Source organism: Paraburkholderia sp. 22098 (genome assembly GCF_052045935.1).
GTDB lineage: Bacteria > Pseudomonadota > Gammaproteobacteria > Burkholderiales > Burkholderiaceae > Paraburkholderia > Paraburkholderia caledonica.
In genome coordinates this window covers 464,313-478,674 of sequence record NZ_JBQEPV010000005.1, presented here as the reverse complement: position 1 = coordinate 478,674, position 14,362 = coordinate 464,313, and the positions used below count along the sequence as shown (strand labels likewise).

The 14,362-nt window shown below is 62.2% G+C and carries 12 protein-coding genes; 4 read left to right on the top strand and 8 right to left on the bottom strand.

Annotated elements, in window-relative coordinates; all coding sequences use genetic code 11:
- Nucleotides 1-116: 116 nt before the first annotated feature.
- On the top strand, nucleotides 117-989 hold the full coding sequence (locus tag ACTJLB_RS13870) for an endonuclease/exonuclease/phosphatase family protein (protein ID WP_440783598.1): 873 nt from the start codon (nucleotides 117-119) through the stop codon (nucleotides 987-989).
- A 139-nt stretch (nucleotides 990-1,128) separates the two neighbouring features.
- Here the strand turns inward: ACTJLB_RS13870 and ACTJLB_RS13865 are convergent, their stop codons facing one another.
- A complete protein-coding gene (locus ACTJLB_RS13865; RefSeq protein WP_440783597.1) occupies nucleotides 1,129-2,346 on the bottom strand; it encodes an NHL domain-containing protein in 1,218 nt (405 codons plus the stop codon).
- 487 nt (nucleotides 2,347-2,833) lie between these two features.
- Here ACTJLB_RS13865 and ACTJLB_RS13860 point away from each other — a divergent pair, with 487 nt between their 5' ends.
- Nucleotides 2,834-3,412 carry an ester cyclase gene (locus ACTJLB_RS13860; RefSeq protein ID WP_440783596.1) on the top strand — a complete coding sequence of 193 codons (579 nt, stop codon included), beginning with the start codon at nucleotides 2,834-2,836 and terminating at the stop codon, nucleotides 3,410-3,412.
- A 61-nt stretch (nucleotides 3,413-3,473) separates the two neighbouring features.
- Here the strand turns inward: ACTJLB_RS13860 and ACTJLB_RS13855 are convergent, their stop codons facing one another.
- The 5 genes from ACTJLB_RS13855 to ACTJLB_RS13835 form a co-directional block, all read right to left on the bottom strand.
- Nucleotides 3,474-4,991, bottom strand: a complete 1,518-nt coding sequence (locus ACTJLB_RS13855; RefSeq protein WP_440783595.1) for a transglycosylase SLT domain-containing protein — start codon at nucleotides 4,989-4,991, stop codon at nucleotides 3,474-3,476.
- Nucleotides 4,992-5,348: 357 nt separating this feature from the next.
- Nucleotides 5,349-6,224, bottom strand: a complete 876-nt coding sequence (locus tag ACTJLB_RS13850) for an MBL fold metallo-hydrolase (RefSeq protein WP_440783594.1) — start codon at nucleotides 6,222-6,224, stop codon at nucleotides 5,349-5,351.
- A 60-nt stretch (nucleotides 6,225-6,284) separates the two neighbouring features.
- Nucleotides 6,285-7,643 carry an MFS transporter gene (locus ACTJLB_RS13845; RefSeq protein ID WP_440783593.1) on the bottom strand — a complete coding sequence of 453 codons (1,359 nt, stop codon included), beginning with the start codon at nucleotides 7,641-7,643 and terminating at the stop codon, nucleotides 6,285-6,287.
- A 29-nt stretch (nucleotides 7,644-7,672) separates the two neighbouring features.
- Entirely contained in the window at nucleotides 7,673-8,689 is a 1,017-nt protein-coding gene (locus tag ACTJLB_RS13840) for a succinylglutamate desuccinylase/aspartoacylase family protein (RefSeq protein ID WP_440783592.1), read from the bottom strand.
- A gap of 111 nt (nucleotides 8,690-8,800) precedes the next feature.
- The gene (locus ACTJLB_RS13835) at nucleotides 8,801-9,688 is read right to left on the bottom strand and encodes a LysR family transcriptional regulator (protein ID WP_440783591.1); all 888 of its coding nucleotides are present in this window, start codon (nucleotides 9,686-9,688) and stop codon (nucleotides 8,801-8,803) included.
- 214 nt (nucleotides 9,689-9,902) lie between these two features.
- Here ACTJLB_RS13835 and ACTJLB_RS13830 point away from each other — a divergent pair, with 214 nt between their 5' ends.
- Both ACTJLB_RS13830 and ACTJLB_RS13825 read left to right on the top strand, forming a co-directional pair.
- On the top strand, nucleotides 9,903-11,201 hold the full coding sequence (locus ACTJLB_RS13830) for an MFS transporter (protein WP_020068383.1): 1,299 nt from the start codon (nucleotides 9,903-9,905) through the stop codon (nucleotides 11,199-11,201).
- A 54-nt stretch (nucleotides 11,202-11,255) separates the two neighbouring features.
- A complete protein-coding gene (locus ACTJLB_RS13825) occupies nucleotides 11,256-12,038 on the top strand; it encodes a substrate-binding domain-containing protein (protein ID WP_020068382.1) in 783 nt (260 codons plus the stop codon).
- A gap of 40 nt (nucleotides 12,039-12,078) precedes the next feature.
- On the opposite strand, the gene dctA is transcribed toward ACTJLB_RS13825, so the two are convergent.
- Nucleotides 12,079-13,395, bottom strand: a complete 1,317-nt coding sequence (gene dctA, locus ACTJLB_RS13820; RefSeq protein ID WP_440783590.1) for a C4-dicarboxylate transporter DctA — start codon at nucleotides 13,393-13,395, stop codon at nucleotides 12,079-12,081.
- The gene (locus ACTJLB_RS13815) at nucleotides 13,392-14,360 is read right to left on the bottom strand and encodes a LysR family transcriptional regulator (RefSeq protein ID WP_088173434.1); all 969 of its coding nucleotides are present in this window, start codon (nucleotides 14,358-14,360) and stop codon (nucleotides 13,392-13,394) included. Before ACTJLB_RS13815 ends, dctA begins: the two co-directional genes overlap by 4 nt.
- Nucleotides 14,361-14,362 lie beyond the last annotated feature (2 nt).

The window sequence follows — 14,362 nt, the reverse complement described above, 5'->3', positions numbered from 1 at the left end:
TGAGGCAGGCGCGCTCGCAACCAGGCAAACACTTTGTCGTTTCCTGGGCACTAACGGCTTATCCATTTGACGCCGCGGCAGTAAACTGTGAGTCATGGCTTCTGCAGGAGGACATCATGCGTCTCGTCGACTGGAACGTTCAGTGGGGACGCGGTGTAGACGGCCGCGTCGACCTCGCCCGCATTGTGCGCGAGGCAAAGGCGCTGTGCGATTTCGACATCCTGTGCCTTCAGGAAGTCACGCGCGGCTTTCATGAGGGACAGGCGCAGGGCGGATTGGCAGGCGGCCCCTCTGCCGATCAGTTCGCCGAACTCGCCGCGTTGCTGCCGGACGCGACGGTGGTCGATGCGATCGGTTCCGATCTTCCGCCTATCGGGCCAGCACGACAGCGGCGTCAGTTCGGCAATGCAATCGTGAGCCGACTGCCTGTCAAGCAGGTGCTGCGTCATTCGCTCCCGTGGCCGGCCGACCCCGCCAAGCCGTCGATGCTGCGTGTCGCTCTCGAAGCCGTTATCGAAACCGATATTGGCCCGCTGCGCGCCATCAGCACTCATCTTGAGTTCTATTCCGAGGCACAGCGGCTGGCGCAAGTGACGAGGCTGCACAAATTGCATCAGGAAGCGTGCGACCATGCGCGCCGTCCCGCGCAAGCGGAAAAACTGGACAGTCCCTTCGCCGACACGGCACGTCCTATGTCTGCCATCGTGTGCGGCGATTTCAACAGCGCGTTCGAAAGTTCTGCTTATTGCAGGATGCTGGAGCCGATTTCAGGCGCGCCCGCCTTCGCCGACGCATGGGCCTGCGCGCACCCCGGCACCCCGCGGGCTGCCACAGTCGGTCTGTATGATCACGAGCAATGGTCCGACGGACCGTTCGCATGCGATTTTGTTTTTGTCACCGAAGATCTGAAGCCGCGCATCGTGGATTGTGACGTGGACCAGAATAGCCGCTCGTCCGATCATCAACCGCTGTGGCTCGAATTGCGCTGATCCGCGAAGACGGACCAAGGCAACAAGTGCCGCCCCCCGCGGCACCCTTCGAGTAGCCGCCCTACGACTCGAGCGAGCGGCTAAAAACTGACCGACTGCAGCTAGCGGCGTACAGCGAATCTCGGCCGGTCAAGATTCCTCAGTGGTTGTGGTTGTGGTTGTCGTCATCGTCACGACCGTCGCGGTCAAGACCGTAGCGACGGTTGTCGCGGCAATCCCAGCGATGATGGCCCGGCAGCCCGGCAATCTTGCGAATCCGGAGACCATCGGCGACATACAGGGCACCGTCACGCGCGAACGCGAGGCCCCGTGGCTGCATGAGCATAGCCTGAATGGCGAGACCTCCGTCACCCGAGTAGCCCGCCGTACCCGTGCCGGCGATAGTCTCAATGGTTCCCGTCTCCCGGTCTACCTGCCGCACGCGGTAATTGGCGCTATCGCTGATTGTTAGCGTTCCTGCGCAATCGGCCGCAATATGCGATGGATAGTTAAGTAGCGCCTGCGTGGCAGGCTGTCCATCACCGTTGTAGCCCGCCTGAAAAGCTACTCCTGTCGTCCCCGGATAGACCCCCGCGACTGTCGTAAATGTTTGACGCTGTCTGTCGAGTTCGCGAACGGTGTTAAGACCAGCGTCGGCAAAGAACATGTCGTTGCGCCGGTTGAACGCGGTCGTGATGTAGTAGAGGAAGCCGGCTTCCGCCGCGGGGCCGCTGGCCGGACCCGCTCCATTTATGCCACCGCCCACCACTGTCGCGATGATGCCGGTGCGTCGATCGACGCGCCGAATCCGCTGGTTGCCAGAATCGCTGATGACGAGGTTTCCGTCGCGATCGAATGCGATGTCCGTCGCGTTGATCAACGCAGCACTTGCCGGTCCTCCGTCTCCGGAGAACCCACGTTGGCTTCCTCCGGCAACCGTGTGAATCGTCAGCGTGTGATGATCGACGCGCAAGATGCGGCTGGTCGACCCATAATCGGCGATATATACATCGTCGTCTGGTCCGACCGCTACACCTTGTGGATAGTCGAGGTTTGTCGCTGTTGCTTTCAACCCATCGCCGTTATAGGCCGTTTGACCGGTGCCCGCGAAGGTGGTGATGATCCCGGTGGCGTGGTCGATACGCCGGACCACATGGTTCACCGGTTCGGCAACAAACAGGTTGCCGTGGTGGTCGACAGACAGACCCTCTGGAGCGATGAGCGCTGATGTAGCCTGCCCCCCGTCGCCAGCGTACCCTTGCACCCCAGTGCCAGCGATCGTGACTATTGTTTGAGATTGCGCCCATGCTGCATAAGGTACGGCAAGCAGCATGATCCAGGCAGACTGGATAAGCCTTGCACGAATGGAATATTTCATCGCTGACCTCCCTAAGGTGAACAGCTGAAACGATTCCCACCGAAGCATTTGCTTCATGGCGAGGTCCATGCGCTTGCCGCCAGGCGTTCGCAATCTATTGACCAGCTGCCCATGCCGAGCCACAGGCGTCCGTTGACTGCCGGCGACGCATTGCGCCCGCGCGGACCGAGGTAGTTTGGAGGATGTCGGTCCCCCATTCCGCGCGAGGCGCGGAATGGCTGACGACGACTGCAGAGCTGACCTGACACCGCGTTGGTCGTAGTGTCTGAAGAATAGACACCCGTGTCGCCGATGCATGCCGATACCTATGCTTTTTGCGCCTTCTCGAGGCGAAAAATTATTCAGTTCTGGTTGAAAAACAATCAAGCCCTAGACCAATTATCACAAGGCCCTGCTGAATGGAGAATGCATCCGGTTCGCAGCGCTCCGTGGCCACCGAGCAACTCAAAACCGATTCTCACCACACCTACACATCCGGAGAACAATCATGTCCCGCGCTTTCCCGTTCGTTTCGCAAGTCGGTGCCGCTTTCGCTGCTTCGGCCGTCATGCTGTTTGCCGCCGCATTACCTGCGACCGCAGCCGCGACGTCCGCTGCTGACGACCACCTCGTAAAGCCGCAAACGTTGATTGTCGATCACACGCTTCCGAAGAAGCAGCTCGATGCGCAGATTCGCGCCGCTCGGACTTACGATACCTTCTGGACCACCGGCGACGAAGCGCAGGCCCACGCCGCGCTGGCGGAGAACTTCACCGATCGCACATTGCCGCCCGGCCGTCCGCAAGGCATCGCCGGACCGCTCGCAGCCTCCAGTGCGTTCCATGCGGCCGTGCCCGACGTTAAGGCATCGGTCGAGCAGATGATCGTGGCCGGCGATCGCGTCGTGACGCATCTGCATTTCACCGGTCACTTCACCGGCACCTTCAACGGCACTCAGGGCAAAGGGCAAACAGTCGATTTCATCGCGACGGACATTTACCGCATTCGCGACGGCAAGATCACAGACAACTGGCATCTCGAAGACAATCTGACCTTCCTGCAGCAACTCGGCGTCGTCGCAAAGTGATCACCGGTACGCAACGAGGTCGAGCAGGCCCGAAGCACCCCCGCGAGGCATTCACCGAACGTCAAGGTTGGCGGCCCAGTTGCTGCTCCGCGCGGGTTCGCTGCGCCTGCGCGTCCATAAGCAGGCGATACGACGCGTAGTACTTGTAGATGTTTCGCACGTACGTGGTTGTCTCAATGCCAATCTTCTCTGCCACCACGATCTCGACGTTGTTGAACCAGACGTCCGGGTTGAGGCCGCGGGCCGCGGCCTGCTTGCGCATCTTCGCGATGCTTCCGGGTCCGGCGTTATAGCTCGCGAACGCGAACAGCGGGCGGTCCACCTCGGAGAAGTGCGCGTCCTGGAAGTAACGCGTCATGAGTCGATCGAGATACTTGGCGCCGGCATGAATATTCGACTCCGTTATCCGGATGTCGCCGACATTGAGTTCCTTACCCGTGGCCGGCATTAATTGCATGATGCCGACGGCTCCCACGCGGCTCTTGGCCTGCTGATCGAGCTGCGACTCCTGATAACCCTGGGCCGCGAGCATGAGCGGATCGAAGCCGTATTGCTGGCCGTACTTCGCGAATAAGGCCACCGTCTGATTGAAGCGATTGAGTTCGGCACTCTCAGCATTGTTATGGATCTGCTTGATGCCTTGCATATACTGTTTGAGGCGAACCTCAGCGACGCTTTGCTTCGTGATGAAATTGTCGTAAAAATCGCTGATCACAGCTTTGAGCTTGGGACTCTGTTTGCGAATAGCCCAACCCACATAGCCTCCCTCACGCACTGACATGTTGTCGTGCACCTTCACATTCGGCAGCATCTGCGCCCACATCCGCGCCTTCCAGTCGTCCACCACCAGGATCTGAAGCAGACCGACGTTCAGCATCTCCATCGCATCTTCGTCTTCGAGTGCATCCGGCAACAGCACAAGCCGCATCGGCGGCTTACCGGCTTTCTGGAAGCGGCCGTTAAGTGCACTCAGGCTTTCGTAGTAGCTACTGGAGCGGCGCACGTGAACCGTCTTTCCGCTTAGATCGTCGAGCTTCGACAATTCCGGCGATTTCGGCCCCGTCAGTACCAGCTCACGGGTTGGCTTGAGGGCGCGCGCCGTGACGAAGTCGGCCTGTTTCAGACGCTCGTCGGTGACGGTCAGGTTGCCAACGGCGATATCGCCCATGCCGCTGTTGAGGCTGGGCAGCAGCCGATCGCGCGTCGTCGGAATCATGAACACGGTGATCGGGCGCTTGTCGAGTCGATCGGCGTAGGTCTTGTTGACGTACCGTTCGAAATCGCGCACGAAATCTGCGCTCAATCCTCGTTCACGTCCCCGGTCATTGAAATACAGCGTACGACTAAAAGGTACGAGCACGCGGATCACGCGGCGTTCGAGCATTGCGTCGAAATCGCCGCGCCAGGGCTTGTTTGTCAGATCGATCCGGCGCGGCGGGCTCGCAGGCACCGGTTTGGAAGGCACGGACGGCGACGACGCAGCCGAAGCCTTGGTTGCCGGTCCAGCTGCGGCGCAAACCGTACTCCACGCGCACAGCGCAAAGAGGCCTGCCACCGTCCAGAAACGAGCAGAACGCATGATGTACACCGTTGCGGTTCCGGGCCGCCGCGTCAGCGTTAGCCCATGTTGACCGTCGTCCTGCGGGGCGGTCGATTCGAGCGGGAAGCTCTTTCAGCATTGCAGTCCGGCTCATTTACAGCATAGTTGCCTGCGAAAACGGTTCAAGGTTTATCGCGGCTTTGAAAGCGGTGAATCGGCAGTAGTTTCAAGCTGATGGCTATATCGGTTTCTGCCGGCTGGCTTCGCGCTGTTCTTTATCGCTCATGATTGGCTTTCACCAGTTCTGCGTCGGCGTCGCCAGCTTCAAGACCATTTCGCGACAAACTCCCCGATCTGAAGGGACGCCATACTTCGCGCGCTGCGGTGTCCCCGCCCTCACGCATAGCGCCATTCAAAACCCTTTTCGACGCGCCGCACGGTCCCCGCCGATGTCTCGGCAAAATGCGCGGCAAACACCGTCGCGCCCGCGTCCGCTGCATGTGCGAGCAGACGCTCGCGTGAAGCGCGGGCCTGCTCCTGATCGAGACAGAACATTGAATTCCATTCGGGCCGATGCACTTGCACCGCGCTGTGCATCACGTCGCCGGAAAAGAGCGCGGTCTCGCCACGCGAACGAAGCTCGATGGCCATGTGACCGATGCTGTGGCCGAAAGTCGGCAGGAAGCGGATGCCGTCGAGAATCTCCGCACCTGCATCCGGCACGGCACGCGCCTGACCGGCCTCGATGACCGGAAGCACACTGTCGTCGTACACCATCCGCCGCGACGCGCCTTCCGGGGTAGCGAAGAAGTCGCGTTCGCGCTCACCGAACACGTAGGTCGCGTTCGGAAACACGGGCGCCCAGCGGCCGTCCTGCCAATGCGTATTCCAGCCGACGTGATCGACGTGCAGATGTGTGAGCAGCACGTAGTCGATATCCTCGCGCCTGAAGCCGGCCGATTCGAAGCGTTCGAGCACGGGATTGTCGAGCTTGTCGAAGAGCGCGCTGAACGGCCGGGACTTGCCATTGCCGATGCCCGTATCGACGACCATCGTCACACCGCCGACTTCCACGACCCACAGATGCGTTTTCAACGGCACTCGCGCGTTAGTGAGATCCAGACTTTCGGTGGCGAAGCGTTCCTCGAGCTCGCGACCATCTTCATCGCTCCACGCCGGGAACAACAGGTTCGGCGCGAGCGCGAAGCCGGTTTCATCGACCCGCGTAATGGTCGCGGCGCCGACGTGATGGACTTGTGAGGCGGGTTTCATGGCGATCCGTTCTCTTCGGTTCGAATGCAGGTTTTAGTATGTGTGTCAGTGCGCGTTTCACTACGCCGTCGCAGCGCGAACGCGCCGGGTCGCCACTGCATAGAGTAACGCGCTGACGAGCGCCGACACACCACCGACCAGCGCCAGTGCGTTTCCAAGACTCGTTCCCGTGTGTCCCAGCCGTTCGTTCAGATAGCCAACCGACAGCGGGCCCACGCCACCGCTGATCGCATTGGTCATGAAGACGAGCAGCGCCAGCGAACGGCCGCGCATGCGGTTCGGCACGGCGATTTGCAATGGCACGGGTGCAAGTCCCATTGCGATGCTGGCAGTAAAAGCACTGACGCCATAGAGCACGATGGCAAGGCTGCTGCTCGCGACGAGCGGCATCGCGATCGCGGCGGGCACCAGCAAGGCAACGGCGCCCGCGGAGAAGCCCAGCACTTTGCGCAAGGTGGTGTCGTCGGTGACGCGCGTTGCGAGCATTCCCGCGCATGCCACGCCGAGAATACCGCCGACCATGTACGCAGGTGCGGCCATCTGTCCAACGGCTTTCGGCGCAAGATGGAAATGGCGCATCAGTAAGGTCGGGAACCATGCGGCGTGCGAGTAGAACAGCGTGATCAGCGCGACGTAGGCCGCAAAGTAAGGCAGGCAGAAGCGATTACGCACGAACAGCTCGGCGAGCACGTCGCGCAGCGACGGCATCTCGTTCTGCGCATGCGCGACATGCATGCTGGTTTCGAGCCGCGCCGGTTCGCGAACTGTGAACGCGACGAGCGCGGCCAGCAGAATGCCGGGCAATCCCACGGCAACAAACACCGCTTGCCAAGGCGCAAAGCCGTGTGCGCTGAGCCACGCGCTGCCGTCGCCCGCAGCTGCCGCCGACAACAACATACCGCCGCCGAACAGCGCAGCGCCGCCGCCTACATACGGCCCGAGCATGAACACGCTACTCGCGCGCGCGACGCGGCGCGGCGCAAAGATGTCGCTGAAGATCGACAGCGCTGCGGGACTCAAGGCGGCCTCGGCAACCGCCGTTCCGGCGCGGGCGAGCAGCAGTTCCGTGAAGTTGGTCGCGAAGCCGCACGCCATTGTCGAAATCGCCCAGATCGCAATGCACGCGGCGATCAGTTTCACGCGGTTGCCGCGATCGACGAGCCTCGCGACGAACACACCTGCCGTTGCGTAGCACATCGTGAATGAAAATCCTTGCAGCAGGCCGATCTGCGTATCGGTAAGCGCGAGCGACTGCTTGATCGGCTGTACGAGAATGCTGACGACCTGGCGGTCCAGATACGAAAATGCGAAACAGACGAAGAACAGCAGCACGACATACACCGGATGGCGCACGCTATCGAAAGACCCGGTACGTGCAATGGCATCGGCGGGCTGGGTTGAAACAGGGTGAACGTTCATGCGCGGTCTCCGGCGTGAGTGGACTTGGCTCAATCTGCGTTGGCTCGTGCAGCGAGCAGCGCGATGCAGTCGCCGGGTTCCACCCGTGCAAAGGTCCGCATGCAAATGACCGTGCCGTCGCCGCGGAACGCGATATCGGCCGGCGCCTGCCACGGGCGGTGCGGATCGTACAGGCGTCCCGCGAGCTGACCCTCGCGCACCTGATCGCCGAGTCTGAACGCGGGTTCGAATACACCCGCAAGCGGCGCATACACGTATGCACGCGCGCCTTCTACGCGTAGAAAGCGCGTTTTGCCGGCCGGTGCCGGCTGCGTGTCGGAGACCACACCGAGCCGGACCAACACGCGCTGCAAGCCGCTTTCGACAATCGCCAGATTCGCGGCGTCGCAGCCCGCATGTCCGCCGAACTCGCCGCACAGAAAAAGCTTGCCGTGCCGTTCGGCAGCGGCTGCGAACGTGCGGTCTTCGCCGAGCAGGTCCATGATCATCGTGTTCGGCGCGCCGAACTCGCGCACGAGGTCCATATACAACGCGTGCCGCTCGCCTTCGGCAGGCGGCGACGCGAGCAGCGTGGGCGCATGCTCGAACGACGCGCCGCCGGCATGCAGGTCGATCACGACATCGGCGCGTGGCAGGAGTTCGCTTTCGACGTAGTGCGCGATCATTTCCGTCGGCTGGCCGTTTCGGGCGCCGGGAAAGAGGCGGTTCAGGTTGCCGCGGTCGATCGGCGACGTGCGCGTGCCATTGATGAAGGCTGGAAAGTTCAGACCCGGTATCACGATCAGGCGACCGCGTATGGTCATCGACGGCATGCGCTGCATCAGCTTCATCAGCGCGACGGGTCCTTCGTATTCGTCGCCGTGATTGCCGCCCGTCAGGAGAACGGTCGGGCCCGTACCAGCACCAGCGTTGAGCACGGCAAGCGGGATCGGCACGTGGCCGTATGCCGAGCGGTCGTGCGAATACGGCAGACGCAGTGTGCCGGTCTGGAAGCCGGAGCGTTCGAAGTCGATATCGGTAGCGATGAGCGAAGCAGAAGTGGACATGGCGCGAACAGTAAAGAGCTTGGGGTGCCTTTACTATCGGCGACGAAAAAACGTCCGGCCAATGCCGTTTTCTGCGCTGGGCGATGCCTTGCAGGCATCGCTTGCCGGCCGCTATGTCAGCAGGTCCAGAAAACGCTTCAGCGTGGGATTCGCTCCGTGCGCCGCCTCATGTGCGACAAAGCAGAATTCAAGCGGCAAGGAAATCTCCAGGTCCAGCAAGTCGACGAAACGCACTCGTGCGGGCGGCCTGTCGCGATTCGCGGCATTGACGATGGCCGCGCCCATCCCTGCCGAAACCAGCGAAAGTATCGCGGTTTCCGTCGACGCCTCCTGTCTGATATCGAGCGTGAGCCCGCGCTCGGCGCAGGCGGACAGCAGGCGATCGTAGTAGGCAGGATAGACGCGGCGTGGGAACGCGATGAACGGCCTGCCGGAGAGTTCATGTGCGCTGACCGCGCCTGCGCTGCCGTGCGGCCACGCTTGCGGCACGGCGAGCACCACGCCTTGATCGAGCACATGCAGGCTCGCGATGCCTTCCGGCAACGCGCCGAAGCGATAGCAGAAGCCGCCGTCGAGCCGTCCCGCGGCGAGCGCGTCGAGTTGCTCGGGCGTGTTCATCGGCGTGAGTTCGAGGGCGACGTTCGGTGCTGCCTGTTCGAAAGCGCTCAACGCGCTCGATACGGGGCCGCTCCACACGGCGTTTTCAACGAAACCGATGCGCAGGTGACCTTGCACGCCGGATGCGATGCGCCGCGCCAGCCGGTTGGCGGCATCGACACGCGCAAGGATCTCGCGTGCTTCCGAGAGATACGCATCGCCGGCGGGCGTCAGCTTTAGCCCGCGCGGCGTGCGCTCGAACAGCGCGGCGCCGATGGCGTCTTCGAGATCCTGTATCTGGCGGGAAATCGCCGGTTGCGTGACGTGCAGCTGCTCGGACGCCGCCCGTACGCTGCGCAATTCCGCAACAGCAATGAAATAGCGAAGATGCCGAAGTTCCATGCTCATTCCAGCAGTTCAGATTGTCAGCAATGATCGCAGAATTGCGCCGCGACCACGCAGCTCGGCCAGGCAGGGCCGGCACAGCGCCGATTGATAACCAATGGACATCAATCGTTAAAAAGATTGCACTTATCGTTTTGCCGGGCAAGGGCCAATATTCGCGAATCCACAAAGAGCGGAACCACAGCATCTTTCGGGATTTCAGGAGACAACGATGCACCCCTCGCCCTCTACCCTTTCGTCGGGCCGTTCAAAGGCCGCGGCGGTTTTCCGCGTAACGGCCGGAAACTTTCTCGAGCAGTTCGACTTCTTCCTGTTTGGCTTCTATGCCACCCAGATCGCCAAGGTCTTCTTCCCGGCCGACAGCGAATTCGCCTCATTGATGATGACGTTCGCGGTCTTCGGCGCCGGTTTCCTGATGCGACCGCTGGGCGCAATCGTGCTGGGCGCGTACATCGACGACGTCGGTCGCCGCAAGGGTCTTATCGTCACGCTCTCCATCATGGCGAGCGGCACCATCCTGATCGCGTTCGTGCCGGGCTACGCAACGCTTGGCCTGCTGGCGCCGGCGCTCGTCTTGATCGGGAGGCTGCTGCAAGGTTTCTCGGCGGGCGCGGAACTGGGCGGCGTCTCGGTGTATCTCGCCGAAATGGCCACGCCGGGCCGCAAGGGCTTCTTCACGAGCTGGCAGTCCGCGAGCCAGCAGGTCGCGATCGTCGTGGCCGCAGCCCTCGGCTTCGCGCTCAACCAGTCGATGAGCGCCGCTACCATCGCGTCCTGGGGATGGCGCGTTCCGTTCTTCGTCGGCTGCATGATCGTGCCGTTCATCTTCATGCTGCGTCGTAACCTGCAGGAGACCGAGGAGTTCAAGGCGCGCCAGCATCGTCCGAGCATGAAGGAAGTGTTCCGCACGCTGGTCCAGAACTGGACCGTAGTGATTGCAGGCATGATGCTGGTGGCGATGACCACCGCGAGCTTCTATCTGATCACCGTCTACGCACCGACTTTCGGCAAGACCGTTCTGCACCTGAGCACCGCCGACAGTCTGCTCGTGACGTTGTGTGTCGCCGTGTCGAATTTCGTGTGGCTGCCGATCGGCGGCGCTCTGTCCGACAAGCTCGGCCGCCGGCCGCTCCTCGTCGCGATGACGGTGCTCGCCATCGCGACTGCCTACCCGGCGCTGTCGCTCCTCGCCCACGCGCCGAGCTTCCTCAACATGCTGCTCGCGCTTCTTTGGCTCTCGTTCATGTACGGCATCTATAACGGCGCGATGGTCGTCGCACTGACAGAAGTGATGCCGGCACAAGTACGCGTCGCGGGCTTCTCGCTCGCCTATAGCCTCGCGACGGCGGTGTTCGGCGGTTTCACGCCGGCGATCTCCACGGCGCTCATCCACATGACGGGCGACAAGGCCGCACCTGGCTACTGGATGAGCTTTGCCGCTGCATGCGCGCTGATGGCGACGTTCGCACTGTATCGCCGCCGCGCAACGACGCTGACTCCGGCGCACTGATCCGCTTCCGCGCTCCGCATCCAGATACACCCTCATTCCGACACCACTACGATCATGAGAAACCTGATTCGAAAACTGTGCGCCGCAGCACTGATTGCAACCTCGGCCGCCGCGGCGAACGTGCACGCCGCCGACTTGCACGTCATGAGTTCCGGCGGCTTTACTGCGGCGTACAAGGTGCTTGGCCCGAAATTCTCGGCGGAGACGGGCAACGCGCTCGACACCGCGCTCGGTCCGTCGATGGGCAAATCGCCCGAAGCGATTCCCAACCGGCTGGAGCGTGGCGAGCCGGCGGACGCCGTCATCATGGTCGGATATGCGCTCGACGATCTGATCCAGAAAGGCAAGGTCGTCCCCGGATCGCGGGTCGAACTGGCCGATTCGCGCATCGGCATGGTCGTGCGCGAAGGTGCGGCGAAGCCGGATATAAGCTCCGTAGACGGGCTCCGGCAGACGCTGCTGCATGCGAAGTCGATCGCCTACTCGGACAGCGCGAGCGGTGTCTATATCGAGCGGGAATTGTTCAAGAAGCTTGGCATCGAGGATCAGGTCAAAGCGAAGGCGAAGATGATCCCGCGCATTCCAGTGGCCTCGGTCGTGGCGAACGGCGATTACGAAATCGGCTTTCAGCAGGTGAGCGAGTTGCTGCCTGTCAAGGGCGCGACCTTCGTCGGCAAGATTCCCGAATCGCTGCAGTCAGTCACGCGTTTCGCGGCCGGCATTCCGGTCAGTGCACAGCATCCGAAAGAAGCAAAAGCTCTGCTCGACTATCTCGCTTCGCCCGGCGTCCAGCCGGAAGTGAAGTCGACCGGGTTGGATACCGTTTCCGCTCATTGACGCAAACCCGAAGGAAGGCTTGCTTGCTGCAGCCTTCCTGTCACATTCCCGGGGTTCGTCTCGCCGAGTCCTCCGCACCGTCCGCGTCGCCTGCAGTTGCCGCTGCCGCCCCCAGCATCTGAGCGAGACGCGCACGGTCGCACGCCCCTTCCCACATGGAAACGAAGATCACAGCGCATGCGTTGCTGATCACGCTCGTCAGCGCGCGCGCTTCGGACATGAAGCGGTCGATGCCCACCAGCAGCGCCACACCCGCTACCGGCAGATCCGGGATCACCGTCAGCGTCGCGACGAGCGCGACGAGTCCGCTACCCGACACGCCGGCCGCCCCCTTTGACGTGAGCAGCATGACCGCGAGCATCATCGCGATCTGAGACGCGGAAAGCGGCACGTCGCACGCCTGCGCGATGAACATCGAAGCGAGCGTCAGATAGATCGCGGTGCCGTCGAGATTGAACGAATATCCGGCGGGCAGCACGAGCCCCACGACCCCTTTGTCGCAACCGAGCGCCTCGAGCTTGACGATCAGGCGCGGCAGTACCGGCTCCGTGGAAGATGTCGCGAGAACAATGAGCAACTCCTCCCGCATGTAGCGCAAGAGCCGCCAAAGCGCGAAACCATGCAGCCGCGCGAGTGAAGCGAGCACCAGCGCAATGAACAGCACGCATGCCACGTAGAAGCACACCATCAGCATGCCGAGAGAGCCGACCGAGCGAATGCCGAAGCGGCCCACCGTGAACGCCATCGCACCGAATGCGCCGAGCGGGGCAAGTCGCATGATCATCGCGAGGATCCGGAACAGGACGTGCGCGACGCCGTCGATTAGCACGAGCACCGGCCGGCCCGCCTTCGGGCAGGAGTTCAGCGAAAAGCCGAAGAGTAGCGAGAGCAGCAGTACCGGCAGTACGTCACCCTTCTCGAAGGCGCCGAGCATCGTCTCGGGGATGACGCTCAGCGCAAATGCGACCAGGCCGCCCGGCTGTGCGTGCTTCACATATTGCGCGAGGATGCTCGTGTCCAGACCGTGCGCGTCGATGTGCATACCCGCGCCCGGTCGCAGAACGATGGCCGTTACGAGCCCGAAAGCTAGCGCCACGACGGTGAGCAAGTAGAAGAGCGCCAGCGCCTTGAAGATCGTGCGCCCGATCGCCTTGCCGCTCGCAAGCGACGTGATCCCCGAGACGATCGTACAGAAGACGATTGGCGCAATCATCATCCTTACGAGGCCGACGAATGCATCGCTGAAGGGCTTGAGCAGCGCGCCCGCTTGCGGCAGAAAATGACCGACCGCCACGCCGAGCACCATGCCCAGCAGCACCTGCACATAAAGCGATCGAAGCGGTCTTGCCGACCTCACGATGCGGTCTTCCGGACTGGCCGTTCTTTCGCAGACGTGTTGACGTCAGAACCATCGCTGCCTTCGACGCCGCCCTGCCTCATCTCGACAATCGTTCTGTGAAACTCCTGCGCGGCCGGAGTAAGCGGACGCCCCCGGCGCCTCACAATTCCTACGCGCCGCTTAACTACCGGTTCAACGAGCGGCACACTCGTGAGGATCGGATGATCGCGGCCGGGCATGGCCATCGACGGCACGGCGGCGACACCGAGCCCCGCTTCGACGAGGCCGAGCATGGTCGTGACGTGACGGGTCTCGCAGACGCTCGGCGCGCGCGGCGCCACTGCCGAGAGTGCCTGATCGAGCAGCAGACGGTTTCCGGAAGTCTTGTCCACTGACACGTACTCATGCTCGTAAAGCTCGTTCCAGGTGACGCGCTTCTTGCGCGCGAGCGGATGATCTCGACGGCATGCGGCAACGAAGCGCTCCTGCAGCAGCACCTTGAACTCGACCTCGGACTCCTGGCTACCCATGAAACTCACGCCAAAATCAGCCTCACCGCTGATCACAGCGCCAAGCACCTCATTCGCGCTCGAATCCAGCAGTTTCACCCTGATGCGCGGAAAGCGGCGATGGTAGCTTGCGACGACGTTGGGCAAAAAGTAGTACGCCACCGACGGCACGCAGGCAATGGTCACATGACCCAGCCGGCTTGAAGAGACATCGCGGATGCCGAGCAACGCGACGTCGAGATCGTCGAGCAGTTGTTCGGCGCTCGGGGCGAACACGCGGCCGACGGTGGTGAGCGTGACGCTGCGCGTGGTGCGCTCGAAGAGACGCACGCCGAGCGCTTCCTCGAGTTTCTCAATGCGACGGCTCAAGGCCGGCTGAGAGATGCTGACAGCCTCGGCGGCCTTGCGGAAGCTCCCCAGTTCCACCACCGCGCGAAACGCCTGCAAGTCGTTCAAATCGAAATTGACGCCCACGA